The following is a 23,974-nucleotide window of genomic DNA, read 5'->3' as shown; positions in this document are numbered from 1 at the left end:
ACCATGAGCCAAGCCGCCAGCGACATAGCCGCCAACGATCTGTTGCGGGTCAACGACATCGAGGTGATCTACGACGGCGCGATTCTGGCCGTGGCCGGGGTTTCGCTGACGGTGCCCAAGGGCGGCATCGTCGCGTTGCTCGGTGCCAACGGCGCGGGTAAAAGCACCACGCTCAAGGCGATTTCCGGATTGGTGCGGGCCGAGCGGGCGGAGGTCAGTCGCGGCACAATCGAGTTTCTCGGTCGCGATACGGCGGGTGTCGATCCCAGTCTGCGGGTGCGTCAGGGGATGGTGCATGTGCTGGAAGGTCGGCACGTATTCGCGCAACTGACGGTCGAGGACAACCTGCGCAGTGGCGGTTTTGTACGGGGGTTGAGCCGCCAGGACATGGTCCGGGACCTGGAGCGGGTTTACGCCTGGTTCCCGCGTCTGAAAACCAAGCGCAAGACCCAGGCCGGGCTGACGTCCGGTGGCGAGCAGCAGATGGTCGCCATCGGTCGGGCGCTGATGACGCGTCCTACTTTGGTACTGCTTGATGAACCTTCCATGGGTTTGGCGCCTATTATCGTTCAGGAGATTTTCGAGATCGTCGCCCAGCTCAATCGCGACGAGCAGGTGAGCTTCCTGATCGCCGAGCAAAACATTATTGTGGCGCTCAAATACGCCTCGACGGCTTACGTGCTCGACACCGGCCGTGTGGTGTTGTCCGGCAGCAGCGAGGCGCTGTTGGCGCGGGGCGATCTGCATGACTTTTATTTAGGTAAACACTGAGCAGTGAGAGCGCCATGACTGAAACCCAAAGCGGACAGGCGACCGACGCCATCCGCCACGCGGACATCCTGATCGTCGGCGGCGGCCTCAGCGGTGCGATGCTGGCGGCGCAGTTGTTGCGCTTGCCCGGCAAGCGCTCGTTGCTGGTAATCGAACCCCGAGCGGAACTCGGTCGGGGCGAGGCGTACAGCGCGGTCGAGCTGGGCCATACGCTGAATGGCAACGCGGCGCGTATGAGTGTCGACCCGGACAACGCGGATGACCTGACTCAGTGGCTGACCGAGTACATCGCCGCCGGTGGCTGGCCGGAGTCCGATGAGCAGCATGTACCGGTCAGCGAACTATTTCCGCCCCGGGGGATTTTCGGGTTGTACGTGCAGCAACGGTTGGCCGAAGCGCAAGCGCTGGGCGCGTTGAACGGCTCGACCGTCGAGCATGTGCGGGCCGAGGTGGTTGACCTGGAAACGTTGAGCGATTCGGTGCGGCTGAGCTTGAGTGACGGGAAGCGATTGCAGGGCGCTTATGCGGTCCTGGCCACGGGAATGTTCCCCGCTGCACGCACGCCGCAGACCGAGTCCAGCGGCTTGAACGCCGCAGCGCTCGATCCTTGGGATGTGGCAGCCATGCGTCAGCTCGACCCGCAATCGACGGTGCTGATCATCGGTTCTGGCCTGACCATGGTCGATGCTGTGGTGTCGCTGGAACAGGCCGGGCATCGTGGGCCCATCGAAGTATTTTCACGGCATGGGCTGCTGCCGCATGTGCGGCGGCAACCACCGGCCTGGGCGGATTTTCTGGCCGAGGATCACAGCATTCGTACGCCGCGACAGTTGGTGCGTGAGTTGCGCCGGCATTGTCGAGATGCCATTGCGCAGGGCATCGACTGGCAGGCGCCGCTGGACACAGTGCGGGCGCACATCGGCCGGTTGTGGAATCAGGCGACGGACGTGCAGCGTCGGCAGTTTGTGCGGCATGTGCGGCCGTGGTGGGAAAGTCATCATCACCGGTCGCCGCCGTTGAGTGCGCAGTTGGTGGAGCGGCTTCACGGGGAAGGGCGGTTGCGGATTCAGGCGGCTTCGTTCAAAGGGCTGGAGCCGGCTTCGGGCGGTGTCAGTATCCGCATTCGTCGACGGGGTGAAGCGCAAACGGTTGTCGTCAGTGGCGCAGCGTTGATCAATTCCAGTGGCATCGAGTACGACTGGCGACGTGTGGCGCGACCGCTGCCGCAGCAGCTGTTGGCCCGTGGACTGGTGCGGCCCGGGCCGTTGGCGTTGGGGATTGCGGCGGCGGTCGATGGCGCGGTGCAGGGGAGTGATGGGCAGGTGGCCCGTCGACTGTTTGCCATGGGACCGCCGTTGCGGGGGATGTGGTGGGAGAGTACGGCGGTGACGGATGTGGCGAGTCAGGCCAAGGCTTTGGCTGTTCGCTTGGCTGGGTTCTAGATTGGGGGCATACGCTCCCATCAAAAACCAGGAAACCCCGGAAAGATCAAATCCTCCCGGGGTTCCCTGTTCACAGCCACACAAACCAGCCAATCAATAACGCTGATACTTCGAACCAAACTCAGGACGGTTATCAGCCACGTAGAGTTTGCTCGCCTGAGTGTCTTTACGATCAACGCCAACCGTATTCACATTCAACGTAGCCGGCTGACTGACTTTCGCCGCCGCCACCACGGGCAACGTGGCATGCGGGGCAGCCATGGCGGATGTAGCGCCAAGAACCGAAAGGGCGAAACCAAGACCGATGATGCTTTTCATGAGGTTGCTCCAGAACTGTGGGAAGAAGATGTGGCCACTGTAGTGCTGGAGTCTGGCGATGAAAAAACACCCTGAGGCATAGTCGTTATCGAGAACGTTGATCCACGCCGTCAGCGTGGTGTGCGGTCCACCAGCCAGCGCTGCTTGAGCTGTTCCAGGCGACCATCCAGGCGCATCGCGTCCAGCGCCTGTTGCCAGCGTGCGATCTGACTCGGATCGGTCAACGGCGAAAAGGCGATGTAGGTGGCTTCCTTCATCAGCGGTATCTGGTAGTGCAACTGCTCGGGTGGCAAGCCTTCTTCGCGGGCCATGGTGGCGACGGAAAGGGTGTCGGCCACGACGAATTCCGCGCGCCCCAGGCGGGCCAGACGCATCATTTGTTCGGGCGTTTCCACACCGTACAGACTGCTCACATCCTGTTTCTGCAAGTAGCTGTAGACCAGCCATTTTCGCGGAACGACAATGCGCCCCTGATGACTGGCCTCCATTAGACTGCGCACCGGTTGCCGAGTGTTTTCAGTGGAATACAGAGCGATTTCCACCTCCATCAGCGGACCGACCCACTGGTACTGGCGATCACGTTCGGCGGTGCGCAACACCGTGAACACCCCGGTGGCGGGTTCGGTGCTGGCCACGTGCAAGGCGCGCGGCAGCGGGACTTGTTGAAAATGCACCTGGTCGCCAGCCATGTCAGCCAGCGCCTGCACGACATCCACACCAAAACCCACCAGCTGATCACCCTGCCGGAAGTGCAGGGGTGGATGGTTGTCTGTCAGCATGTTCAGGTCTGCCGCGACCGCAGTGAGCGTCAATAGCGACAGCAGACAAACGGCAATACGTTTCATGAATCTTCCTTGATCGAATGAGCCGCAAAGCTTAGTACGAGCACACGGTCACTGTCCCGAGGAATTGAGCGGGCTTTTGCGTCAGACCTGAGGATTTATGGGTATCACCGGGCGCTGTTGGCCACACAGCAAAAAGCCCGGGGAACCGGGCTTTTGGGTGTTTCAGGAGACCGCTGGATCAATACCGTTGATATTTCGAACCGAACTCTGCGCGGTTATCCGCCACGATCACGCCGCCGCGTACTGCATTGTCCGGGCTGATCAGGGCGACACGTTCACGCAGTTCCTGCAGGCGATCGGCGCCACCTTCGGCGACACGTTCGCGCAGCTCTTGCAAACGCTCTGCACCGCCTTCAGCCACACGATTCTGTTGCAGCCGATCCGAACCACCTTCCACCAGCAACTGCTGGATCTGGCCGGCAGACACTGCGCTCACGGTGCTGGCCGAGGCCAGATTCGACAGGCCGAGGCCACCTATCAGTGCCAGGCCGAGTGCCAGGGACGAAACTTTCGAGAAGTTGAACATGGTGATTCTCCGTGCGTTTAGTTTGAGTGAGTCGGTAGCGGTTGCTATCCGGTGATCACAGTTAAACGTCCGGGTGTATCGCTGATGTGTGTTTGAACACAGCGAATTCGCTGCCTGCGTATCTGTCGCGGGTTCTTATACAGACGGATACAAAACCTTTCGCAGGTGAAGGGCGCACGTGGTCATCGCCAGGCACATTTCATGATTCCGCGCCGAGCATTTCCACCGGGTAGGAGAACACATAGCCTTCGCTACGCACGGTCTTGATGTAGGTCGACTCGCGCGAGTCATCCATCAGGCGTTGGCGCAAACGGCTCACCAGCAAATCGATTGAGCGATCGAACAGGTCGGCGTCGCGACCCTGGGTCAGGTTGAGCAACTGGTCGCGGCTGAGTACCCGTTGCGGGTGATCGAGGAACACGCGCAACAAACGGTATTCGGCACCACTGAGGGCGACCATCGTGCCGTCTTCGTCGAGCAGATGGCGGGCGGTCGTGTCGAGGCGCCAGCGGCCAAAGCCCAGCAGTCGGCCCGTTTCGGTGATCAGCAGGTTGGGCGGCAGCATTCGCGTACGGCGCAATACCGCGTTGATCCGTGCCAGCAACTCGCGGGCGGCGAAGGGTTTGGTCAGGTAGTCGTCGGCGCCCATTTCAAGGCCGAGGATTCGATCGGTTTCGTCATCGCGTGCGGTGAGCATCAGGATCGGCGTGGCTTTATGTTTGCCCGAGCGCAATTCGCGGCACAGCAGCAGGCCGTCATCGCCGGGCATCATGATGTCCAGCACGATCAGGTCCACCTGATTGGCTTCGAGAAAGCTGCGCATCTGCCGACCGTCGGCAACCACCGTGGTGCGCAGGCCGTTCTTCTTCAGGTAATTGCCGACCAGCTCGCGAATCTCCCGGTCGTCGTCGACGATCAGGATGTGGTTTACATGTTCCATTGCCCAACCCTCTTTTTATTCGCACGTTGCGCATTCTAGGCAGCCACGGTGCAACTGCCCATAGGCTTTGTATCTCAGTGTATCTGCCGCCCTGTCTGACACCTTACGCCTTAATACCCGTGGTTCTACGACACATGGCAGATACCTCGGGCCGGTTAAATGGGTTCCATCGAGACAACACAACTGCCTCGCAACCATTGCCCATTGCAACCCTGAGGAAATCACCATGAACTGGAACAAATTGATTGCCGCCAGCTTCTTCGCGGTCCTGAACGTTGCGGCATTTTCGGCCCATGCCGATGTTCAAGTCCCGGCGCAGAGCACGGCGTACGGCACCCATCTGGATATCAAGAAAGTCGTGTCCATCGTCGACAACGGCGGCGCCTGCGGCATTGTCGATGCCCGGCTGACCTACCTCGATTCCAGTGGCATGCAGAAAGTCGCCGGTTACAAAAAATTCGCAGAGTGCGCCAATCAGGGCGGCTGATCTTTCCACTACGCTCATCGTTGTCGATGTCGAGCGCTCAGTCTGCTCAGCGAGCCGCGATGGCTGATTCATTTCGTCCAAACACCAGATCAATGACCAGCAGGAAAATCATCATGAAGATCAATGTGTTGAGTAGTCCATCCGCCTCGCGTCGTCGCCGTTTCCTTGGCCCTTCGGTCCTCGCGTTCGCGCTGATGCAGCTCGGTGCTCTCGGGGCTGCGAATGCGCAAGCCGCGACCGCGGAGCCGGTGGTGGCCGCTGCCGCGACCCTCAAAGCCGACACGTTCGGCCCGCTCAAGCATGTCAATGCCGGGTTGCTGAGTGTGGCTTATGCCGAAGTCGGCCCCGCCGATGGGCCGGTGGTGATTCTCCTGCACGGCTGGCCTTACGACATTCACAGCTACAGCGAAGTCGCGCCGCTGTTGGCGGCCAAGGGCTACCGGGTGCTGATCCCTTACGCACGCGGCTATGGCGACACGCATTTCCTGTCCGACAAGACTGTTCGCAACGGCCAGCCTGCGGCGTTGGCCAGTGACGTCATCGATTTCATGGATGCGCTGAAGATCAAGAAGGCGGTGCTGGGCGGCTACGACTGGGGTGCGCGCTCGGCGGACATCGTTGCCGCGCTTTGGCCGGAGCGGGTCGAGGCACTGGTCGCCGTCAGCGGCTACCTGATCGGCAATCAGGCCGCGGGCAAGAACCCTTTGCCGCCCAAGGCCGAGTTGCAATGGTGGTATCAGTTTTACTTCGCAACCGAGCGTGGCCAGGCCGGCTACGAAAAAAATCGCCACGACTTCGCCAAGTTGATCTGGGAGCTGGCATCGCCGAAATGGCGCTTTGACGACGCGACGTTCGACCGCAGCGCGGCGGCGCTGGACAACCCGGATCACGTTGCCATCACGATTTTCAACTATCGCTGGCGGTTGGGCATGGTTCAGGGCGAACCTCAATACGAAGCGCTGGAGCAGCGGCTGGCCAAGGCACCGGTCATTACGGTGCCGACCATCACCATGGAAGGCGACGCCAACGGGGCGCCACATCCGGCCGCCGAGGATTACGCCAAGCGCTTCACCGGCAAATACGAATACCGACTCATCAGCGGCGGCATCGGCCACAACTTGCCGCAGGAAGACCCGCAGGCCTTTGCCAAGGCTGTGATCGATGCGGATCACCTCTGAGAGCGACGCAGGGCTCTAGAGCCTCATCACCGGCAAGTCGGCTCTTACGGGAATGGCAGGTGTCCTTAGACCTTCACACAACGCCGAACCTGTAGAAGCTGGCTTGCCAGCGATGGCGCCCGGATGAGCAATGCACGGCTCGCGACTTGACCTCTTCTGAGGTCTTGTTACGCAACCACCCGATAACACGGCACATACGCCGCGCCGCCCGGCAGTTTCATCCGGTGCTGGGCCACGAAAGCCTTGAGCAACTGATCCAGCGGCTGCATCACCGCCGCATCGCCGCGGATCTGGTACGGCCCGTGTTCTTCGATCAGCCGGATGCCGTTGTCCTTGACGTTGCCGGCGACGATGCCGGAGAACGCGCGACGCAGGTTGGCCGCCAGTTCATGGGCCGGCAGGCTGCGGCTCAGTTTCAGGTTGGCCATGTTTTCGTGGGTCGGGTCGAACGGGCGCTGGAAGCCTTCGTCGATTTTCAGCAGCCAGTTGAAATGGAACGCGTCATTGCGCTCGCGGCGGAACTGTTTCACTGCTTTCAGGCCGGCAGTCATCTGCCGCGCGACTTCAGCCGGGTCGTCGATGATGATTTCGTAGTGCTGTTTCGCCGCTTCACCCAGGGTGGCGCCGACGAACGCATCCAGTTGTTCCAGATACGGCGCCGCGTGTTTCGGCCCGGTGAGGATGACGGGGAAGGGCAGGCCCTTGTTGTCCGGGTGCATCAGGATGCCGAGCAGGTACAGGAATTCTTCGGCCGTGCCCGCGCCGCCGGGGAAAATGATGATCCCGTGACCGACGCGTACGAACGCTTCCAGACGTTTTTCGATGTCCGGCAGGATCACCAGCTCATTGACGATCGGGTTCGGCGCTTCGGCGGCGATGATGCCGGGTTCGGTCAGGCCGAGGTAACGACCGCCGTGGATGCGCTGCTTGGCATGGGCGATGGTCGCGCCTTTCATCGGGCCTTTCATCACGCCAGGACCGCAACCGGTGCAGATGTCGAGGCTGCGCAGGCCCAGTTCGTGGCCGACTTTCTTGGTGTATTTGTATTCTTCGGTGTTGATCGAATGGCCACCCCAGCACACCACGATCTTCGGCTCGACGCCGGGACGCAGGGTGCGGGCGTTGCGCAGCAGGTGGAACACGTAGTCGCTGATGCCCTGGGAAGTGCTCAGGTCGATGCGCTGGGCGTCGAGTTCGTTTTCGGTGTAGACGATGTCGCGCAGGGCGCTGAACAGCATTTCCCGGGTGCTGGCGATCATTTCGCCATCAACGAAGGCGTCGGCCGGGGCGTTCAGCAATTCCAGGCGCACGCCGCGATCCTGCTGGTGGATGCGGATTTCGAAGTCCTTGTAGGCTTCGAGGATGGTCTTGGCGTTATCGACATGGGCGCCGGTATTGAGGATGGCCAGGGCGCACTGGCGGAAGAGGGTGTAGGTGCTGCCGGATCCGGCTTCGCTCAGTTGTTGCACTTCACGTTGAGAGAGGGTTTCCAGGCTGCCTTTCGGGCTGACCGAAGCGTTGATTACTTGACGTTGGGACATTCAATGATCCTTAAAACGATGTCACCCGCCGGGGACGCATGACATCCGAATAGTATGTATCCATAAAAGAAGATGGCACGAACTGCGCAGTATCGCCATGTTCCCCTTTGACGATGAAAAGATGAAAAGGAGCCCCAGCATAGCTAAATCCCCCGCAGAGGCGATAATGCCTCGCAGTCTTTTTGCCCACCCCTCCGAGGAAACCCGTCGCGATGTTCGAAATCCAGCCGCAGAATCCCGAAATCTATCGAAGCCAGACGCGCCGCAGCACGATCATCATCGCCCTGATTTTCCTCGCCCTGGCGATGGTTTTGTCCACTGCGGCAGTGGCGATGTTCGGCGAACCGGGGGGTGACAATCTACGCTTCAACGTGGGCGGCGTGTTTGTCGCGGTGCTGTTGATGGCGGCGCTGATGCGCGGCACGTTCTGGACCCAGGCGTGGATGGCGCCGGCGGTCTACGGCTGGCAGCTCAAACGCAGCCTGATGAGCATCACCAACGTCATGCACCAGGTGACGGCGGCGGTGGATGCGGGGGATCCGAGCGCCATGAAGCTGCTGCGCTTCTATCACCTGGGGTTGAGCCAGATGCACCAACTGGACGGCAACTCCAGTGATCACAGCCAATTGATACGTGAAATGGACCTGCACAAGGCACGAATGGAAGCGCTGGGCATCGAGACCGAACAGACACAATTGAACCCGGCGTGGCTTGACGCTGTGAAACAGACGCCACGCTAACCGGTGTGGGGTTAAGGCACATTGATAATTAAAAGGCGAACGGGATCAGTCGCCATTCAGCAGGAGTCAGGGAGCGTCATGGGTAACCCGTCCGTCAAAGACCGAATTGAACAATTGCGCCACAGCGTGCCTTTGATCACCGAACAGGCCGGAGCCACGCTCAAGGTGCGCTCCGCGGTGGTGCTGCTCGTTGCGGTGTGCCTGTCCATGATTGTCATCGTGATCTGGGAAGCGTGGAATTCGCGCCAGTACAATCTGCATGACAAGGAAGTGGCGATGTCCAACCTTGCGCAGACCCTGGCCTCGCAAGCGCAGGCGACGATCAAGCAAGCCGATACGCTGCTGTTTACGCTGGTGGAACGCCTCGAAACCGAGGGCTTCAATCCGGCCGGGTTGCCACACCTGGAGCGCTTGCTCAGCGCCCAGCGCAGAGAGTTGAGCCAGTTGCACGGCCTGTTCGTGTATGACGAAACGGGGCGCTGGATTGCCAATTCCAACGGCGCCGCACTGACTGATGCCAACAATGCCGACCGGGAGTATTTCATCTTCCATCGTGATCATCCCGACCGTGGGCCTCACATCGGCCCGTCGATCAAAAGCCGTTCCAGCGGCGAATGGATCATGACGGTGTCGCGCCGGATCAATCATGCTGATGGAAGTTTTGCCGGTGTGGCGCTGGCGACGATTTACCTTAATCATTTTCTGTCCCTGTATGACAGCATCGACATGGGCCGAAACGGCGTGATCAACCTGATCGCCAACGACGCCACCATCATCGTTCGCCGGCCGTTCAACGAAGCGGAAATCAGCACCAGCCTCATTAACAGCCCGCTGTTCAAACAGTTGTTGCCCACGGCGGATTTTGGGACGGCAATGATCAAATCCATGATGGATGGCGTGGTGCGGGTGGTAGGGTATCGCCGGGTCGAGGGGTATCCGCTGGTCGTTTTCGCTGCGCTCGACAAGGACGAAGTCCTGGCTAGCTGGCGGAAAGAGTCCATGCTCAGTGCAGGTGTCGTCGCCCTGTTGCTGGGTTTTCTCGGCGTACTGGGTTATCGCCTGATCAATCTGATGAAGCAGCAGAACCGCGCTCAGAGCCAGTTGCTGGACGCTCAGGACAAACTGCTCGAGGTCAATCGCGGCCTGGAACTGCTGGCCCTGGAAGACGCGCTGACGGGGCTGTCCAACCGCCGTCAGTTTGATCTGTTCATCCACTCGGAAATGGGCCGCGCCCGGCGCAGCCAGAGCAGCCTCGCGCTGCTGCTGATCGATGTCGATCACTTCAAACCGTTCAACGACCACTACGGCCATGTGGCCGGCGATGAGTGTTTGCGCAAGATCAGCGCGATCATCACCGAAAATATCAATCGCCCCGGGGATCTGGCGGCGCGCTACGGCGGTGAAGAGTTTGCGGTGGTGCTGCCAGGCACTGACTATGTGGGGGCGTTCCTGGTCGCGGAAAAGATCCGTCGCGCCGTGTCGCAGGCCGGTATTTGCCACAGCGAAAGCGCGGAAGGCATGGTGACGGTCAGTATCGGCGTCGCCGCCTACGATCCGGCATCACAGGCCCAGCCGGACGACCTGGTTGGCGCTGCGGACAAGGCGCTTTACGTGGCCAAGGCCAGCGGCCGGAACATGAGCGTCATTGCCAACTGAATTCAAGCAAACCCACCACTGCCCTGCACCAGTTTGGTCGCCAGATACGATTGCTTGAGTTTTTCCAGCCACCAGCCCAGGGCGCGACCGTCATGGTCGCCGCGCCAGCCGGCATACAGGATGTTCGGCTCGCGTGGATCGGCCATTTGCTTTGCCACCAGTGTGCCGTTTTTCAGTAACGAACCGACCCGGTGTTTTGGCAGCCACCCTACGCCCAAGCCGTCGCACTGGGCGAGTATTTTGGCGCGCATGGTCGGTACGGCGAGCACCGGTTGTCCGCCGGTGACGCCATAAGTGCTGCCCTCGGTGGCTCTGGACGAGTCGGCCACGACAATCGCCCGGTGCTGCGTCACCGTTGCCCGTGAGATCGGTTCCCTGGCCCTGGCCAGCGGGTGGCTGGGCGAGACCGCAAACACCCATTCCATTTCCCCCAGTTGCATCCAGCGCAAGGAAGGGATGGCCGGCGGTTCGTTGGTGGCGCCGATGATCAGGTCCGCCCGGCCTTCACGCAGGGCTTCCCAGACACCTTTGAGCACTTCCTGAGTGATGCGCAGCGGTACGCCGGATTCAAGCGCATCGAACTCATGAATCACCGGAATCAAGGTGTCGAACTCCAGCAGTTCGTCGGTGACGATCCACAGCCGACTCTCCCAGCCATTGGCCACTTGCTGCACCCGTTGGGTCAGGCGCGAAACGTCCTGCATCAGCCGCGCCGCCTCGTTTACCAACAATTCCCCGGCCGGGGTGAGCTGCAAGCGGTAGCGACGGCGATCGAAGAGCAAGGCATCGAAACGCTCTTCCAGTTGCCGCGCTGCATACGACACGGTCGATGGCGCCTTGCCCAAATGCACCGCCGCCCGCGACAGGCTGCCGGTTTCCCGAATGGCCTCCAGCAACGCCAGGTCTTCAATCGACAACATGTTCTGAATCCTCGAGCGAACGGCCTGGAAACAAATGTCCGGAACGACGAGAACCTTACAGGAACTGGCTTGCCGGCGATGAGTCCCTTGGACATTGCATTGAATTCAAGACCGCTTACAGGGATCGTGTGGAGTTTGAAAGGGTGGAAGTCCGGCGTGACTTGCGCTGCCGGAACACCCGCACGTAGACCAACATGTTGATCAGCAACACCACGCCGCCGAGCCCCAACTGGATACTCGGGGTCAACCCGGCCGGGTAAATCACCGGCCACACATAATGTTCGATGAAACCACCGCCATAGCCGACTTGCCCGGCCGCGTTGCGCATGAGGTTTTCCCACTGTGTCAGCGGGCAGGTCAGGTGGAACACCTCGACCGCAACCCCCCACGCGGCGGCCGGCAGGTGCCACCAGGCCAGGTGGCGCCATTTGAGCACCAGCAACCCGCCGAACAGCACGAACAGAATGAACAACAGGTGAAACAGCACCAGCCCATCGGCGGCAATTCGGTAAAGCATGTCGACTCCCTGACGCGTGATGCGAATCGCTCCATGTTACTCGGGCGGGGCGTCGTCACTCTATCGATTGTTGCTGCCAAGCCCGGCGAGCACGGCCTTCAAACGCAGCACCATGGCCTCGCTGCTGCGTTGCATCGGCGCGCGCAGTTCGTCGCCGATCAAGCCTTCGAGGGCCAGTGCGGTTTTCACCGGGGCTGGATTGGGTTCGATGAACAGGCTGTGAATCAACGGCAGCAACCGGAAAAACGTGGTCCGGCCTTCCGCCAACCGCTGGTCGCGGATCTGTTGATACAGCGCCACGAACAACTCTGGATGCACATGGGCCGAGGCGGCAATCGCCCCTTTGGCGCCGAGGCACAGGGCGCTGAAAATCTGATTGTCTTCGCCGCACAACACGTCGACCTTGCCGCTGTTCAGCAGCGCCAGGGTGTTGGCTTGATTGCCGCCGCAATCCTTGATCGCGACGATTCGCTCGTGGGCGACAATGTTGAGCAACGTTGCCTGTTCGAAGGCGATGCCGGTGCGATACGGGATGTCGTACAGAATGATCGGCACCGTGGACGCATCGGCAACCGTTTTGAAAAACGCTTCAAGGCCTGCTTGGGACGGGCGGATATAATACGGCGGCGGCACCAGCAACCCGGCCAGTGGCCGCTTGAGGATTTCGCTCTGCCATTGCAGCAGTTCCGTCAGGTTATTACCGGCCAGCCCCATGACCACCCGATCTGCAGGCACTGACTCCAGCACGGCATCCAACACTGCCAATTGTTCATGTTTACTCAGCGCCGCCGCTTCAGCGGTAGTGCCGCACACCACCAGGCCATCGACGCCTTTTTCCAGCAGATGGCTGACGAGCCGGCGCAACCCGACGAAATCGATTGCTCCGTGTTGAAACGGCGTCACGAGCGGAACCCAGATACCTTGAAACGATGACATGCACTTACTCCTGAAAGTTGACCGATTTAGTCACCGTCAGCAGCGTAGAAGGAAGTAAGCAGGGGGAGGGTGCCCGTCGCGCTCAATGTCCTGTCAGCTCATCTGACGGGACAGCGCGCCCCGGTCACATGAGCGACTGTTTCTTCGATTTGAGGGCGTGCGCAACGCAACCTTGCGCCTTGGCAATCAAGCCAATGACGTCAATGTTGAGGTTGAAGGTTGCGGACATGTTTGCTTACACCCTAAATGAGGCGCTCAGTTTTAAAAGTCGGCGGGCCTTTTGTCAATCACGAAAAACGGCACAAGTGCGCAAGATTGTTCAAGCCATCGGGCGCGACTGCTGGCACAGTCAGGCGTCTTTTCCTGTTCGTAGAGCGTTATGACTCACTCACTCATGCCGCGCAGTGCCTTTCTTCGCGGCGCCGCGGCAATCATGCCATTGTCCCTGGCGACCGCGCCGTGGGGATTGCTGGCCGGCTCCATGGCCATCGAAGCCAACCTCACGCCGCTGCAAGGCCAGGGATTGTCGAGCATCGTATTTGCCGGGGCGGCGCAACTGGTGGCCATCGGCATGCTCAAGGGCGGTGCCGGGATCTTTTCGATTCTGCTGACCACGTTACTGCTGACGTCGCAGCATTTGCTCTATGGCATGAGCCTGCGCTCGGTGATTTCGCCGCTGCCAGGTCGCTGGCGTGCAGGGTTGGGCTTTTTGCTCACCGACGAGCTGTTTGCCCTGACCAGCCAGCATGACAAACAGCAGTTCAACCGCTGGTACGCACTGGGCGTCGGCCTGACGTTTTACATCGCCTGGAACCTCTTTACCCTTGCCGGCATTGTGCTCGGCAGCAGCATTCCGGGGCTGGAACATCTGGGCCTGGATTTCTCCATCGCCGCAACCTTCATTGCCCTGATCACCCCGGTGGTGCGCAACGTACCGACGGTGGTCTGTGTGGCGGTTTCGCTGTTTTGCTCGGTGTTGTTCAGCTACTGGCAATGGGGCTCGGCACTGGTGCTGTCGGGGCTGGCGGGCATGACCGCGGGCTTCATCTGCAACAAATTCTACGGTGGGCGCACATGATGGTCTGGGCAGTGATTGTCGGTATGGGGGTTCTGGTGTTCCTCAACCGTTATGTATTTCTCGAGCCACGGCTGCCACTGCGCCTGAGCAGCAATGCCCGGCAATTCCTTGGTTTTGCAGTGCCGGGCATGTTGACCGCGATCTGCGGCCCGATCGTGTTCATGCCGGACAAGCAACTGAACCTGCAATGGGACAACCCGTACCTGATCAGCTCGCTGGTGGCGGTGGGGCTGGTGCTGTACACCCGCAACACCCTGCTCAGTATGTTGTTGAGCATGGGGTTTTTCTTTTTGCTGCGCTGGTGGCTCTGAGCCGGGGCCCCGAAACTGTTCTACGCTTAAAGTTGATGACTGATCCCTTAGGAAGAGAGGTGAGCATGGCCACTGAACAAAAGCGTCCTGATCCGGATGAAGAAGACATGGATGAACCGACGGAAGAAGAGATCGAGCAACAGAAGCGTTCGACGCCTGACTGGAAGCACCCCGACGATGGGAAGGAACTGTCAGATCTGGATAAAAAATTTTAGTCGGAGCCCTGATAGAACTGCGCATACAACAAGCCCCGCAATGAGCGGGGCTATTTTTTGCCAGTCAATCAGATCGACACGTTCCAGCGAACCTGGGTAATGCCCAGTTGCTGTGCTTTGAGCCGTGCCGCTTCCAGGGTGGCGTGTTCGGCGATCTTACGGCCGGATTTCGGGTAAGCATGCGCGGACGCCGAATGAATCGCTTCGACATCGGTAAAATGTACGGCCAGTTTGAAAAAGTGTTGTCGCACGCCGTCGAACAAGTAATGCACTGCATAAGGAACGAGTTCGCTCATGTATTTCTCGTGAAGCCAGCCAAGTCATTTGGCTTAGTCGTAGAACAGGACATTCAGAGAGATCTGCGGTGCGAGTTCGTGCAGAAATGACAAGGCTGAAAAAGGATGAGGCTCAGCGAGCCTCAGCTGATCAGAGTCGTTCGACGACGGGTTCGTTCAGTTCTTATGCCAAACGGGTTCCCTGCGTCGTTTCAAACGTCGTCCAGTTGCAATACATCTGGGTGCAACGCCCGATAACCGAGGGTTTTGTCGATCCATGCGTTCACTTCGTTGACCATGACCGGCGGCTTGCCCGGATAGTGTTTGAGCGTTAAACGCAAGGTGCCGTCTATCCCCGGAACTGATCGCAGGTTACGGGTCTTTATGTACTGCTCGATAAAACAGTCCAGCCGATAGTGTTCTGTCGTCGAAAGATAAACGCACTCCAGACCAACGACTTGATTGATTGTAAAATCGTCGCGCATTTAATTCTCTGTAAGGCTTGTAGTAGTAGGGATTTCCTTATTTGTTGACTATTTGGTCAACTGGGCGATACCAATGGAAATGCGGCGCGCATGCTATCCGTAGTGATTGTAAATGTATGTACGACGATAGAGATGTCGGACAAGCGGTTGACACTGCCAAGCACCCCCTATCAACAAGTGTTTCTTGAGTGAAACAGTCTGTGTAACGTTTGAGTTATGGGTTTGCATTAATGACTATCATTAACGCTCGCGCTGCTGTCGGTATTGATAGTTCACGCACTCTCATCAATCAACGACGCGTCTTGATTCCTCACGTTACCTACCGCTCTGCTGACTTTGTACCACTCGAACGCTTCGCTGCTTTCCCCCTGAAACAAGGCCATTTGTTCGGCGCGCTCCATGGGGGTGGCGGGGTCGAGCCATTCCCGCGCCAGTTCCGGCGATAACACCACCGGCCGCCGGTCATGAATGTCGAGCATGCCGCCGGCGCTGTCCGCGGTGATAATCACGAAGCCGTCGCCGTCTCTTGCTGCCTCGCTGTCTGTGGGGAACCGGCCAATCGCCGCACAGAAAATCGGTGCGCGGTCCTGCCGACGGATGAGCCAAGGCTGTCTCGTTGCGTCTGGGGCATCGACCCATTCGAACCAGTTATCGATCGGCACAATCGCACGGTGCGGCCAGATGGCGCGGAAGAACGGGCCGTGTGCGACTTTTTCCACGCGTGCATTGATCGGCGCCGCCCGGTCCTTCGCCCAGTGCGGCCGCCATCCCCAGCGCACCTTGTCGGCCCGGAGCCCATTGCTTTCCCGATGAAACAACGCGAGTTGATTCGTCGGCGCGGCGTTGTATCGAGCCAAGGGTTCATCGCCAACATGGTTGATCAGTGCGTCGGGAATACTCAGCACCGCCACGAAGTCATGAATGCCCCGGTATTGCGAGAGTCTTCCGCACATCGACTGAATCCTCTGGCTGAAGCCTTCAGCTTAGACGCTTCGCCTGTAGGAGCCGCCCCCTACGGATCGTTTGGGGTGATTCAAATGACATGCGCCCGTTGCAACTCGTTCAACGACAAGGCCTTCAGTTGTGCCGCCAGTTCCTGGCGAATGCTGCTGGGGCGATTGTCCATGACCAGGACGCAATTGCTGAGGTACAGCGCTTCATCGACATCATGGGTCACCAGCAGCAGGGCGATGGCGTGACGCTCGGCCAGTTGCAGCAACAGGTCCTGCAGTTTCATCCGGGTGAACGCGTCCACCGCGCTAAAAGGTTCGTCGAGCAACAGCACGTCGGGTCGCGAGTAGAGGCCGCAAGCGATGGCGACCCGCTGCGCCATGCCGCCGGAGAGCGCCTTGGGCAAGGCTTGGGCGAACCCGGTGAGGCCGACTTCATCGATCAGTTGTGCGACCCAGGCCTTGTCGTAGCGGTTGTCGGCGCTGAAACCGATGTATTGCTCGACGGTCAGCCAGGGCATCAATCGAGGCTCCTGAAACACGAACGCCGGGAATATCGCAGGCTCTGTGCCATGTCGTGGAGATCACGTGTTTTAAAGGTTTCCATGCCAAAGACGTTGCAGATGGGTGTTGCAGTGAAAACAGTCTGTCGACTCACTGTTGTTGGCTGAACAGTGTTGGCGGACAGTCATGAGCTTATGCGTAAATCGAATTTAAAAAGCATCTTGTAAGAGCGTTATGGTCTATGACATTCACTCTCAAGGAGCCCCCGATGAACCTGTCCGAATTTGTTCGCAGTTTGCTGACCAGCGCTGTGTTTGCTGCACCAATGGCCTACGCCGCCGAGCCCGTTGTCCTGCACGTCGGTGATCAGAACTACTACAACGTGCGTGCCTCGGTGGAGGCTTCAGGTGTGCTGGAGGGGGCGCCGTATACCGTCGACTGGAAGCATTTCCAGGCCGCCGCGCCATTGGCCGAAGCGCTGAACACCGGTGCACTGGACCTGGGCTTTCTCGGCGATTCAGGCTTCCTGTTCCTCGCCGCCAAACAGGCACCGGTAAAACTGATCGGCGTCTCGCGGCAGAACCCGGAAACCATTGCGTTGCTGGTGCCCAAGGATTCACCGGTCAAAACCATCTCCGATCTCAAGGGTAAGAAAGTCGCGTACTGGCCTGGCGCCTGGAGTCAGCAACTGACCCTGCGCGCTCTGGAAAAAGCCGACCTGCCGGAAGACTACGTCGACTTCATCAAACTGATGCCGATTGATGCCGCCGCCGCGCTGCCTCAGGGCAGCATCGATGCGTTTCCGGTGTGGGAACCGTACATTTCCCAACAGATTCTGTTCTCTGGTGCGCGACCGATTCTCACCGCCAAGAACCTCATGCCAGGCCTCAGTGCCATCGCTGCCTCGACACCGTCGATCGACAGCAAGCGCGAAGCCATCGCCGACTTCCTGGTCCGCCTGAAAAAGGCGCGGGCCTGGGTCGACAACCACAGCGACGAATATGCCGATCTGTGGGCGAAGAAGGCCAATCTCGATCAAAACGTTTCGCGTCACTGGTTGCGCCAGGCCCACATGACCGTGGGGCCGGTGGATGCACAGGCCGCGAAAGACCTGCAAAGCACGGCGGATTTCCTGTTCAAGGTCAAGGCGCTGCCGGCTGAATTGGCGACCGCACCGATTATCGACACCTCGTTCCAGCAGGCTTTTAACCAGTAACCGACGACGCCGTGCAGCGTCGGAACCAAACACTGTGTACCTTATCCAACCTGCGCCCGCAGCCATGTGCGGGCGCAACGGTCTGGCCAAGGCAAATCATGAAACAGTTGTTCAAGGTTCTCTGTGCAATGGCCGTCGCTCTCGGGCTGGCGGGTTGCATTGCTTCTCCAATCGAAATGACGCCGCAGACCGAACAGCGTCTGCGCGCGCAACCTCCGATCCGCTTCCTGCTGACTTTTGACGATGGGCCCAGTGCGTCGAGTTTCTGGAATCCGACGATGACGATTCTCGACAGCCTCGCCATCAATCCGGTGCAACCGAACCTCAAAGCGGTGTTCTTTGTGCAGACCGGCGCGCCACGGGCGGGCGACAGCGAGATCGGCCGCGAGGTCATGCGCCGTGAGCACGCGGACGGGCAGATTCTGGGTTTCCACACCGGCACCCACTGGCACACCAATCACCGCTCACTGAGCCCGGAAGAGCTGGAGCAGTCGCTGACCAAAGGCAGTGCCGATATCGCCACGATCACCGGTGCGCCACCGACCCTCGTACGTCCACCCTTCTGGAACTACGACAAACGGGTCTTCGCCGCTTATCAAAAACACGGCATGCATGTGCTGCTGACCGACCTGAGCGCCAACGACGGCAAGATTTGGGGCTTCAACGCCAGCCCCCGCCGCCGGGCCAACATGCTGCGCCAGTTATCGGAAGTCCGCGAGCGTATTGCCTTGGGGGAGCTGCCGACGGTGGATGGGGTGATTCCGGTGGTTGTGACCTTCCACGATCTCAATCGCTACACCGCCCGGCATGCCCGGGAGTACCTGCAAATTCTGCTCGACAGTGCGCAGGCCACTGGCGTGAAAACGGCGCAGAAGCCGTTTTACGATGATCAGGCCGAACTGCAGAGGGCGGCGATGGCGCGCACTGTTCGCGACAGTTCGCAACCGGTGACATTACCGGGGATCTGGAACTGGATATGGGGAGCGGATGCGAAGTGATTAAAAACACCCGGCTCGCGGGCGCTTGGCCCGCCAGTGGAGTGATGACAAAAAGCATCAGTGTGTGATCTCTGAATTGGGACACAGATAACACTTCCCCTCATGTTCGCTGGCGCAGAACCGCAAAAGCGTAGCTATCCTCAATGGGTCGAATCCGATCAACCGTCACGGAAGCGCCCATTCATGGTTTCAGTTCCAGAACTTTGCCGCATTATGGAATCCGGTTTCCAGCCGCTTTCCTGCGCCTGCACGGTGAACCCGGACGGGTCGCTAAGGATCAAGGTTTTCGAGCGCTCCACCGGCAGGATTGATCTGCTGATCACCGGCGTGTCACCCGCGCAACTGACCAGCGTCCGTGCCATCTCCAACCTGATCGGCGAATTGCGTACCGAAATGCGCGCCGGTCGCCGGGCGTTTGCCGGCTGACGAATAACCGCAAAATCCAGCAGGAATCGGCTTGCTGGCGATGGCGATCTCGCGCACGCCTACACAGAGGTCAGCGGTTGCGGCAGTAATTCATCAATCATCTGCAAACAATGATTCAACCCTGGCGAGACATCGCCCACTCGCCTGCTGAGAATAATCGGCGAGGTCGCATTATCTTCCAGCAGTGCCGTGAAACCGATGTCGTCGCGGTGCAGTAATTGCACCGAGGCCGGTACCAGGGTGACCCCGATTCCTGCACCTACCAGGCCAATCGCCGTTTGCAGCTCGTTGGTCCATTGCGCCACATGGATGCTCACTCCATAGGATTCGAACAACGCGATCACATGATCGGCGTAGCTCGGGCGCGGGTTGCCGGGATACAACACAAAAGGCTCGTTCGCCAGTTCGCGAAGGCTGATCGGCCCGCCCAGCAAGGGGTGACCAGCGGGCAGGGCGGCGACCAGCCGGTCTTCGGTCAACACCGTCTGAATGATGGCCGGGTCGTCGATGCGGATGCGGCCAAAACCGATATCGATCCGTCCGGCCTTGAGCGCCTGCACCTGTTGCAGCGTGGTCATTTCCGAGAGCCCCAGCTCAAGCTCCAGAGGTTCGCCGCTGCGCAAACGGCGAATCAGTTCCGGGAGCACACCGTAAAGGGTCGACGGCGCAAAACCGATGCCCAACCAGGTTTTTTCACCCAGCCCGATGCGTCGCGTGTTGTCGCAGACCTTGCCCAGTTGCTCGAGCAGGGCCGTGCTGTGCTCATGGAAAAACCGCCCGGCATCGGTCAGCTTGAGCGGCCGCCCGCGTTCCAGCAACAGCACCCCGAGTTCATCTTCAAGTTGCTGAATCTGTCGGCTCAGCGGCGGTTGGGCGATGTGCAGCAATTCGGCGGCGCGGGTGAAGTTGAGGTGTTGAGCCAACACCTGAAAATACCGCAGGTGACGCAGTTCCATGAGGCCTCCGCAAAGCAGTTTGCATACCTTAAAGGTATGAAGTCAGACCAATTCTATATTGGCTTCCCGAAAAAAGCCGTACCAGAATCAGTTCCAGAACTTTAAGAACCTGACGGGTATCGCCATGCTTGCAACTGCCATTGAATCGATCGAGACGATCATCGTCGATCTGCCGACCATCCGCCCGCACAAGCTGGCGATGCACACTATGCAGAACCAGACGCTGGTGATCATTCGCGTTCGCTGCGCCGATGGCATTGAAGGCATTGGCGAATCCACCACCATCGGTGGCCTGGCGTATGGCAATGAAAGCCCGGACAGCATCAAGACCAACATCGACAGACACTTCGCGCCGCTGCTGCTCGGTCAGGACAGCGCCAACGTCAACGCTGCAATGTTGCGCCTGGAGCGCAGTATCCGCGGCAACACCTTCGCCAAGTCAGGTATCGAAACCGCGTTGCTCGATGCCCAGGGCAAACGCCTTGGCCTGCCGGTCAGCGAACTGCTCGGCGGCCGGGTTCGGGATGCGCTGCCAGTGGCCTGGACCCTGGCCAGCGGTGACACCGACAAGGACATTGCCGAAGCGGAAAAAATGCTCGACCTGCGCCGCCACCGCATTTTCAAACTGAAAATCGGTGCCGGCGAAGTCAACCGCGATCTGGCCCACGTCATCGCGATCAAGAAAGCCCTCGGCGATCGCGCCAGCGTGCGGGTCGACGTCAATCAGGCCTGGGACGAAGCCGTCGCATTGCGCGCCTGCCGGATTCTCGGCAGCAACGGCATCGACCTGATCGAGCAACCAATCTCGCGCAATAACCGCTCGGGCATGGCGCGGCTCAACGCCGTGAGCCCGGCGCCGATCATGGCCGATGAATCCATCGAGTGCGTGGAAGATGCATTCAACCTCGCCCGTGAAGGCGCGGCGTCGGTGTTTGCCCTGAAGATCGCCAAGAACGGCGGCCCGCGCGCCGTTCTGCGAACCGCCGCAATCGCCGAAGCAGCCGGCATCGCCCTGTATGGCGGCACCATGCTTGAAGGTGGCCTGGGCACCATGGCGTCGGCCCATGCCTTTATCACCCTGAACAAACTGGCGTGGGACACCGAGTTGTTCGGCCCGCTGCTGCTGACCGAAGACATTCTCAGCGAACCGCTGGTTTATCGCGATTTCGAGCTGCATGTACCGAAAACACCGGGTCTGGGCGTGACCCTGGATGAAGAACGCCTGGCGTTTTTCCGTCGCGACAAGACATCCACTGCCATTCATTCAGCCTGAGGAGAGCATTATGCTGTTCCACGTAAAGATGACCGTGAATTTGCCGGTCGACATGAACCCCGAACGCGCCGCGCAGCTCAAGGCCGACGAAAAAGCCCTGGCCCAGCGCCTGCAGGATCAAGGCAAGTGGCGTCACTTGTGGCGCATCGCCGGGCTCTACGCCAATTACAGCGTGTTCGATGTCGACAGCGTCCAGGAACTGCACGACCTGCTCATGCAATTGCCGTTGTATCCGTACATGGCGATCGAAGTCACCGCGATGTGCCGGCATCCTTCGTCCATCCGCGAGGATGACCGCTGAACCCAGCCTGTTCAGTTCGCCACGCTAATAATTACAAGATGAGGAACCCAGAAAATGAACGTAAAAATTTCCCACACTGCCAGCGCCCAGAAGTTTCTCGAAGAGGCCAGCGGCCTGCACAACGACGCCGGCGATCCACGCACCAAAGCCCTGGTCTACCGCATCCTGCGTGACTCGGTGAACATCATCGAAGACCTCGCCGTGACCCCGGAAGAGTTCTGGAAAGCCGTCAACTACCTCAACGTGCTGGGTGCGCGTCAGGAAGCGGGTCTGGTGGTGGCCGGGCTCGGTCTGGAACATTACCTGGACCTGCTGATGGACGCCGAAGACGAGCAGGCCGGCAAGGCTGGCGGCACGCCGCGGACTATCGAAGGGCCGCTGTACGTGGCGGGTGCACCGTTGTCCCAGGGCGAAGCGCGTCTGGATGATGGCGTCGACCCGGGTGTGACGCTGTTCATGCAGGGCCGCGTGTTCAACACCGCGGGCGAACCGTTGGCCGGCGCGATTGTGGATGTCTGGCACGCCAATACCGGCGGCACTTATTCGTACTTCGATACCACCCAATCGGAATTCAACCTGCGTCGCCGTATCGTCACCGACGCCGAAGGTCGCTACCGCTTCCGCAGCATCGTGCCGTCGGGCTACGGCTGCCCACCGGACGGTCCGACCCAACAACTGCTCGATCAACTGGGCCGTCACGGCCAGCGCCCGGCGCACGTGCACTTCTTCATTTCGGCGCCGGATCATCGCCACCTGACCACCCAGATCAACCTTGATGGCGACCAATACCTGCACGACGATTTCGCCTACGCCACCCGTGACGAGCTGATCGCGAAAATCACTTTCAGCGATGATCAGACGCGTGCGGCGGCTTATGGTGTGAGCGGGCGTTTTGCTGAAATCGAGTTCGATTTCACCTTGCAGTCGTCTGCCCAGCCTGAAGAGCAGCAGCGCCTCGAGCGGGTTCGCGCACTGGAGGACTGATCCCCTCGACAGCCAAACCTGGTGGGAGCCAGCGTGCTCGCGAAAGCGGAGTGTCAGTCAACATTGATGTTGAAGCTGATGGCCTTTTCGCGAGCAGGCTCGCTCCCACTAGTCGCTCAGATGACACATCGGTGCAGGCTGTGCCCTAGAATGGCCCGACGCAACTTATAACAACAACGAGAGTGACCCGATGATGCAAGCGCAACTGTTGAGTCAGCGCAGCTCCGTATTCGACCATGCCGACCCCTACGCGGTGTCGGGCTACGTCAATCAGCATGTCGGTAATCATTGCATCCTGATGCCCCGAGCCGGGCATCCGCTGGCCAGTCTCAATCACCGCAAATTTGCCAGTCTCGACCTGTGCCGTATCAGCTACGGCGGCAGCGTTCGCGTCACCTCCGGCGCACTGGAAACCATCTATCACCTGCAAGTGCTGCTGCGCGGCAATTGCCTGTGGCGCGGTCACGGTCAGGAGCACTATTTTGCCCCCGGCGAGTTGCTGCTGATCAACCCCGACGATCCGGTAGACCTGACGTACTCCGACGATTGCGAAAAATTCATCCTCAAAGTCCCGACGTCATTGCTGGAATCGGTTTGCAACGAGCAGCGCTGGCGGTATCCGGCGCAGGGCGTGCGGTTCCTGGAGAACCGTTATCAGCTCAATGAACTGGAAGGGTTTGTCGGCCTGCTGGCGATGATTTGCCAGGAAGCCGAAGCCACCGAGCAAATTCCCAAGGTGCAGGAGCACTACGCACAAATCATCGTCAGCAAAATGCTCAGCCTGATGCAGACCAACGTCAGCCGCATTAGCCTCGGTTCACAGACGGCTACGTTCGAGGTGATTGCCGACTACATCGCGCGCAACCTCAAGCAGGACATCGACAGCGAAGAACTGGCGCGCCAGGCGCGGATGAGCCTGCGTTCGTTGTATGGCTTGTTCGAACGCAACGCCGGCACTACGCCGAAAAACTACATTCGGCAGAAACGCCTGGAACGCATTAATGCATGCCTGATCGATCCCACCTGCAATGTGCGGAACGTCACTGAGGTGGCGATGGATTATGGGTTTCTGCATTTGGGACGATTTTCGGATAATTATCGCAAGCAGTTTGGGGAGTTGCCGTCGGATACGTTGAAGCGGCGGGTTTGAAGTGCTGACGGTCTTCGGGGACCTTTCGAAGTTAG

The 23,974-nt window shown here is 59.6% G+C and carries 28 protein-coding genes and 1 pseudogene; 16 read left to right on the top strand and 13 right to left on the bottom strand.

Going from position 1 to position 23,974, the window contains the following annotated elements:
- Positions 1-3: 3 nt before the first annotated feature.
- Together Q7W83_RS12200 and Q7W83_RS12195 are read left to right on the top strand one after the other, a co-directional pair.
- On the top strand, positions 4-771 hold the full coding sequence (locus Q7W83_RS12200; protein ID WP_473656133.1) for an ABC transporter ATP-binding protein: 768 nt from the start codon (positions 4-6) through the stop codon (positions 769-771).
- Positions 772-785: 14 nt separating this feature from the next.
- On the top strand, positions 786-2,213 hold the full coding sequence (locus tag Q7W83_RS12195; RefSeq protein WP_150632875.1) for an FAD/NAD(P)-binding protein: 1,428 nt from the start codon (positions 786-788) through the stop codon (positions 2,211-2,213).
- Positions 2,214-2,306: 93 nt separating this feature from the next.
- On the opposite strand, the gene Q7W83_RS12190 is transcribed toward Q7W83_RS12195, so the two are convergent.
- The 4 genes from Q7W83_RS12190 to Q7W83_RS12175 form a co-directional block, all read right to left on the bottom strand.
- A complete protein-coding gene (locus Q7W83_RS12190; protein WP_150632874.1) occupies positions 2,307-2,531 on the bottom strand; it encodes a hypothetical protein in 225 nt (74 codons plus the stop codon).
- 110 nt (positions 2,532-2,641) lie between these two features.
- A complete protein-coding gene (locus Q7W83_RS12185; protein WP_473656132.1) occupies positions 2,642-3,376 on the bottom strand; it encodes a substrate-binding periplasmic protein in 735 nt (244 codons plus the stop codon).
- Between the two features lie 178 nt (positions 3,377-3,554).
- Entirely contained in the window at positions 3,555-3,902 is a 348-nt protein-coding gene (locus Q7W83_RS12180; protein ID WP_150632872.1) for a hypothetical protein, read from the bottom strand.
- A gap of 199 nt (positions 3,903-4,101) precedes the next feature.
- Positions 4,102-4,842, bottom strand: a complete 741-nt coding sequence (locus tag Q7W83_RS12175; protein ID WP_150632871.1) for a response regulator — start codon at positions 4,840-4,842, stop codon at positions 4,102-4,104.
- A gap of 226 nt (positions 4,843-5,068) precedes the next feature.
- Between Q7W83_RS12175 and Q7W83_RS12170 the strand changes: the two genes are divergently transcribed.
- On the top strand, positions 5,069-5,329 hold the full coding sequence (locus tag Q7W83_RS12170) for a DUF2790 domain-containing protein (protein ID WP_150636162.1): 261 nt from the start codon (positions 5,069-5,071) through the stop codon (positions 5,327-5,329).
- Positions 5,330-5,442: 113 nt separating this feature from the next.
- A complete protein-coding gene (locus tag Q7W83_RS12165) occupies positions 5,443-6,507 on the top strand; it encodes an alpha/beta fold hydrolase (RefSeq protein ID WP_150632869.1) in 1,065 nt (354 codons plus the stop codon).
- Between the two features lie 167 nt (positions 6,508-6,674).
- Here the strand turns inward: Q7W83_RS12165 and ppnN are convergent, their stop codons facing one another.
- The gene (gene ppnN, locus Q7W83_RS12160; RefSeq protein WP_150632868.1) at positions 6,675-8,048 is read right to left on the bottom strand and encodes a nucleotide 5'-monophosphate nucleosidase PpnN; all 1,374 of its coding nucleotides are present in this window, start codon (positions 8,046-8,048) and stop codon (positions 6,675-6,677) included.
- A 212-nt stretch (positions 8,049-8,260) separates the two neighbouring features.
- Here ppnN and Q7W83_RS12155 point away from each other — a divergent pair, with 212 nt between their 5' ends.
- Both Q7W83_RS12155 and Q7W83_RS12150 read left to right on the top strand, forming a co-directional pair.
- Entirely contained in the window at positions 8,261-8,788 is a 528-nt protein-coding gene (locus tag Q7W83_RS12155) for a DUF3087 domain-containing protein (RefSeq protein ID WP_150632867.1), read from the top strand.
- Positions 8,789-8,866: 78 nt separating this feature from the next.
- Positions 8,867-10,444, top strand: a complete 1,578-nt coding sequence (locus Q7W83_RS12150; protein ID WP_150632866.1) for a sensor domain-containing diguanylate cyclase — start codon at positions 8,867-8,869, stop codon at positions 10,442-10,444.
- A gap of 2 nt (positions 10,445-10,446) precedes the next feature.
- Here Q7W83_RS12150 and Q7W83_RS12145 read toward each other — a convergent pair whose 3' ends face one another.
- From Q7W83_RS12145 to dapA, 3 genes are all read right to left on the bottom strand, one after another.
- Complete coding sequence (locus Q7W83_RS12145; RefSeq protein WP_150636170.1) at positions 10,447-11,364, bottom strand: LysR family transcriptional regulator; 918 nt, start codon at positions 11,362-11,364, stop codon at positions 10,447-10,449.
- A 115-nt stretch (positions 11,365-11,479) separates the two neighbouring features.
- Positions 11,480-11,881: a DUF2784 domain-containing protein gene (locus Q7W83_RS12140; RefSeq protein WP_150636172.1), complete on the bottom strand. Its 402-nt coding sequence runs from the start codon at positions 11,879-11,881 to the stop codon at positions 11,480-11,482.
- 60 nt (positions 11,882-11,941) lie between these two features.
- A complete protein-coding gene (dapA, locus tag Q7W83_RS12135; protein ID WP_150636174.1) occupies positions 11,942-12,817 on the bottom strand; it encodes a 4-hydroxy-tetrahydrodipicolinate synthase in 876 nt (291 codons plus the stop codon).
- Positions 12,818-13,196: 379 nt separating this feature from the next.
- On the opposite strand from dapA, the gene Q7W83_RS12130 reads away from it, so the two are divergent.
- The 3 genes from Q7W83_RS12130 (at position 13,197) to Q7W83_RS12120 (ending at position 14,421) form a co-directional block, all read left to right on the top strand.
- The gene (locus Q7W83_RS12130) at positions 13,197-13,895 is read left to right on the top strand and encodes an AzlC family ABC transporter permease (RefSeq protein WP_473656131.1); all 699 of its coding nucleotides are present in this window, start codon (positions 13,197-13,199) and stop codon (positions 13,893-13,895) included.
- On the top strand, positions 13,895-14,206 hold the full coding sequence (locus tag Q7W83_RS12125; RefSeq protein WP_462010208.1) for an AzlD domain-containing protein: 312 nt from the start codon (positions 13,895-13,897) through the stop codon (positions 14,204-14,206). The genes Q7W83_RS12130 and Q7W83_RS12125 overlap by 1 nt, the downstream gene beginning before the upstream one ends.
- Positions 14,207-14,271: 65 nt before the next feature.
- Positions 14,272-14,421, top strand: coding sequence for a hypothetical protein (locus Q7W83_RS12120; protein WP_191623718.1), 150 nt, complete (start codon positions 14,272-14,274; stop codon positions 14,419-14,421).
- Positions 14,422-14,489: 68 nt separating this feature from the next.
- Here Q7W83_RS12120 and Q7W83_RS12115 read toward each other — a convergent pair whose 3' ends face one another.
- The 4 genes and pseudogenes from Q7W83_RS12115 to Q7W83_RS12100 all read right to left on the bottom strand — a co-directional run.
- Positions 14,490-14,717 carry a DUF6555 family protein gene (locus Q7W83_RS12115; RefSeq protein WP_150632860.1) on the bottom strand — a complete coding sequence of 76 codons (228 nt, stop codon included), beginning with the start codon at positions 14,715-14,717 and terminating at the stop codon, positions 14,490-14,492.
- Between the two features lie 191 nt (positions 14,718-14,908).
- Positions 14,909-15,181 (bottom strand): hypothetical protein, encoded by a 273-nt coding sequence (locus tag Q7W83_RS12110; RefSeq protein WP_150632859.1) that lies wholly within the window; start codon positions 15,179-15,181, stop codon positions 14,909-14,911.
- Positions 15,182-15,453: 272 nt separating this feature from the next.
- Complete coding sequence (locus tag Q7W83_RS12105) at positions 15,454-16,134, bottom strand: SOS response-associated peptidase (protein WP_150636176.1); 681 nt, start codon at positions 16,132-16,134, stop codon at positions 15,454-15,456.
- Between the two features lie 80 nt (positions 16,135-16,214).
- Positions 16,215-16,679 (bottom strand): annotated as a pseudogene (locus tag Q7W83_RS12100) (ABC transporter ATP-binding protein); the annotation flags it as partial.
- Between the two features lie 281 nt (positions 16,680-16,960).
- Between Q7W83_RS12100 and Q7W83_RS12095 the strand changes: the two are divergent.
- The 3 genes from Q7W83_RS12095 to Q7W83_RS12085 all read left to right on the top strand — a co-directional run bounded on the left by Q7W83_RS12095 (position 16,961) and on the right by Q7W83_RS12085 (position 19,275).
- On the top strand, positions 16,961-17,851 hold the full coding sequence (locus tag Q7W83_RS12095) for an ABC transporter substrate-binding protein (RefSeq protein WP_473657616.1): 891 nt from the start codon (positions 16,961-16,963) through the stop codon (positions 17,849-17,851).
- A gap of 98 nt (positions 17,852-17,949) precedes the next feature.
- Positions 17,950-18,849, top strand: coding sequence for a polysaccharide deacetylase family protein (locus Q7W83_RS12090; RefSeq protein ID WP_150632856.1), 900 nt, complete (start codon positions 17,950-17,952; stop codon positions 18,847-18,849).
- A gap of 183 nt (positions 18,850-19,032) precedes the next feature.
- On the top strand, positions 19,033-19,275 hold the full coding sequence (locus Q7W83_RS12085) for a DUF1652 domain-containing protein (protein WP_150632855.1): 243 nt from the start codon (positions 19,033-19,035) through the stop codon (positions 19,273-19,275).
- Between the two features lie 59 nt (positions 19,276-19,334).
- On the opposite strand, the gene Q7W83_RS12080 is transcribed toward Q7W83_RS12085, so the two are convergent.
- Complete coding sequence (locus Q7W83_RS12080) at positions 19,335-20,231, bottom strand: LysR family transcriptional regulator (protein ID WP_150632854.1); 897 nt, start codon at positions 20,229-20,231, stop codon at positions 19,335-19,337.
- A gap of 124 nt (positions 20,232-20,355) precedes the next feature.
- On the opposite strand from Q7W83_RS12080, the gene Q7W83_RS12075 reads away from it, so the two are divergent.
- The 4 genes from Q7W83_RS12075 to Q7W83_RS12060 all read left to right on the top strand — a co-directional run bounded on the left by Q7W83_RS12075 (position 20,356) and on the right by Q7W83_RS12060 (position 23,939).
- Positions 20,356-21,504: a muconate cycloisomerase family protein gene (locus Q7W83_RS12075; protein WP_150636186.1), complete on the top strand. Its 1,149-nt coding sequence runs from the start codon at positions 20,356-20,358 to the stop codon at positions 21,502-21,504.
- A gap of 10 nt (positions 21,505-21,514) precedes the next feature.
- Positions 21,515-21,805: a muconolactone Delta-isomerase gene (gene catC / locus Q7W83_RS12070; RefSeq protein WP_008029082.1), complete on the top strand. Its 291-nt coding sequence runs from the start codon at positions 21,515-21,517 to the stop codon at positions 21,803-21,805.
- A 54-nt stretch (positions 21,806-21,859) separates the two neighbouring features.
- Positions 21,860-22,789: a catechol 1,2-dioxygenase gene (gene catA / locus Q7W83_RS12065; protein WP_150632852.1), complete on the top strand. Its 930-nt coding sequence runs from the start codon at positions 21,860-21,862 to the stop codon at positions 22,787-22,789.
- Between the two features lie 190 nt (positions 22,790-22,979).
- Positions 22,980-23,939 (top strand): AraC family transcriptional regulator, encoded by a 960-nt coding sequence (locus Q7W83_RS12060; RefSeq protein WP_150632851.1) that lies wholly within the window; start codon positions 22,980-22,982, stop codon positions 23,937-23,939.
- Positions 23,940-23,974: the final 35 nt, after the last annotated feature.

The organism is Pseudomonas sp. 300 (genome assembly GCF_055803035.1).
The sequence above is the reverse complement of the archived record's forward strand: the minus strand, read 5'-3'. Positions and strand labels throughout refer to the sequence as shown.

What these genes read in the sequence shown, in the direction of transcription:
- Q7W83_RS12200 (WP_473656133.1), top strand. Translation starts at nt 4, where the DNA reads ATGAGCCAAGCCGCCAGCGACATAGCCGCCAACGATCTGTTGCGGGTC.
- Q7W83_RS12195 (WP_150632875.1), top strand. Translation starts at nt 786, where the DNA reads ATGACTGAAACCCAAAGCGGACAGGCGACCGACGCCATCCGCCACGCG.
- Q7W83_RS12190 (WP_150632874.1), bottom strand. Translation starts at nt 2,531, where the DNA reads ATGAAAAGCATCATCGGTCTTGGTTTCGCCCTTTCGGTTCTTGGCGCT.
- Q7W83_RS12185 (WP_473656132.1), bottom strand. Translation starts at nt 3,376, where the DNA reads ATGAAACGTATTGCCGTTTGTCTGCTGTCGCTATTGACGCTCACTGCG.
- Q7W83_RS12180 (WP_150632872.1), bottom strand. Translation starts at nt 3,902, where the DNA reads ATGTTCAACTTCTCGAAAGTTTCGTCCCTGGCACTCGGCCTGGCACTG.
- Q7W83_RS12175 (WP_150632871.1), bottom strand. Translation starts at nt 4,842, where the DNA reads ATGGAACATGTAAACCACATCCTGATCGTCGACGACGACCGGGAGATT.
- Q7W83_RS12170 (WP_150636162.1), top strand. Translation starts at nt 5,069, where the DNA reads ATGAACTGGAACAAATTGATTGCCGCCAGCTTCTTCGCGGTCCTGAAC.
- Q7W83_RS12165 (WP_150632869.1), top strand. Translation starts at nt 5,443, where the DNA reads ATGAAGATCAATGTGTTGAGTAGTCCATCCGCCTCGCGTCGTCGCCGT.
- ppnN (WP_150632868.1), bottom strand. Translation starts at nt 8,048, where the DNA reads ATGTCCCAACGTCAAGTAATCAACGCTTCGGTCAGCCCGAAAGGCAGC.
- Q7W83_RS12155 (WP_150632867.1), top strand. Translation starts at nt 8,261, where the DNA reads ATGTTCGAAATCCAGCCGCAGAATCCCGAAATCTATCGAAGCCAGACG.
- Q7W83_RS12150 (WP_150632866.1), top strand. Translation starts at nt 8,867, where the DNA reads ATGGGTAACCCGTCCGTCAAAGACCGAATTGAACAATTGCGCCACAGC.
- Q7W83_RS12145 (WP_150636170.1), bottom strand. Translation starts at nt 11,364, where the DNA reads ATGTTGTCGATTGAAGACCTGGCGTTGCTGGAGGCCATTCGGGAAACC.
- Q7W83_RS12140 (WP_150636172.1), bottom strand. Translation starts at nt 11,881, where the DNA reads ATGCTTTACCGAATTGCCGCCGATGGGCTGGTGCTGTTTCACCTGTTG.
- dapA (WP_150636174.1), bottom strand. Translation starts at nt 12,817, where the DNA reads ATGTCATCGTTTCAAGGTATCTGGGTTCCGCTCGTGACGCCGTTTCAA.
- Q7W83_RS12130 (WP_473656131.1), top strand. Translation starts at nt 13,197, where the DNA reads ATGACTCACTCACTCATGCCGCGCAGTGCCTTTCTTCGCGGCGCCGCG.
- Q7W83_RS12125 (WP_462010208.1), top strand. Translation starts at nt 13,895, where the DNA reads ATGGTCTGGGCAGTGATTGTCGGTATGGGGGTTCTGGTGTTCCTCAAC.
- Q7W83_RS12120 (WP_191623718.1), top strand. Translation starts at nt 14,272, where the DNA reads ATGGCCACTGAACAAAAGCGTCCTGATCCGGATGAAGAAGACATGGAT.
- Q7W83_RS12115 (WP_150632860.1), bottom strand. Translation starts at nt 14,717, where the DNA reads ATGAGCGAACTCGTTCCTTATGCAGTGCATTACTTGTTCGACGGCGTG.
- Q7W83_RS12110 (WP_150632859.1), bottom strand. Translation starts at nt 15,181, where the DNA reads ATGCGCGACGATTTTACAATCAATCAAGTCGTTGGTCTGGAGTGCGTT.
- Q7W83_RS12105 (WP_150636176.1), bottom strand. Translation starts at nt 16,134, where the DNA reads ATGTGCGGAAGACTCTCGCAATACCGGGGCATTCATGACTTCGTGGCG.
- Q7W83_RS12095 (WP_473657616.1), top strand. Translation starts at nt 16,961, where the DNA reads ATGGCCTACGCCGCCGAGCCCGTTGTCCTGCACGTCGGTGATCAGAAC.
- Q7W83_RS12090 (WP_150632856.1), top strand. Translation starts at nt 17,950, where the DNA reads ATGAAACAGTTGTTCAAGGTTCTCTGTGCAATGGCCGTCGCTCTCGGG.
- Q7W83_RS12085 (WP_150632855.1), top strand. Translation starts at nt 19,033, where the DNA reads ATGGTTTCAGTTCCAGAACTTTGCCGCATTATGGAATCCGGTTTCCAG.
- Q7W83_RS12080 (WP_150632854.1), bottom strand. Translation starts at nt 20,231, where the DNA reads ATGGAACTGCGTCACCTGCGGTATTTTCAGGTGTTGGCTCAACACCTC.
- Q7W83_RS12075 (WP_150636186.1), top strand. Translation starts at nt 20,356, where the DNA reads ATGCTTGCAACTGCCATTGAATCGATCGAGACGATCATCGTCGATCTG.
- catC (WP_008029082.1), top strand. Translation starts at nt 21,515, where the DNA reads ATGCTGTTCCACGTAAAGATGACCGTGAATTTGCCGGTCGACATGAAC.
- catA (WP_150632852.1), top strand. Translation starts at nt 21,860, where the DNA reads ATGAACGTAAAAATTTCCCACACTGCCAGCGCCCAGAAGTTTCTCGAA.
- Q7W83_RS12060 (WP_150632851.1), top strand. Translation starts at nt 22,980, where the DNA reads ATGATGCAAGCGCAACTGTTGAGTCAGCGCAGCTCCGTATTCGACCAT.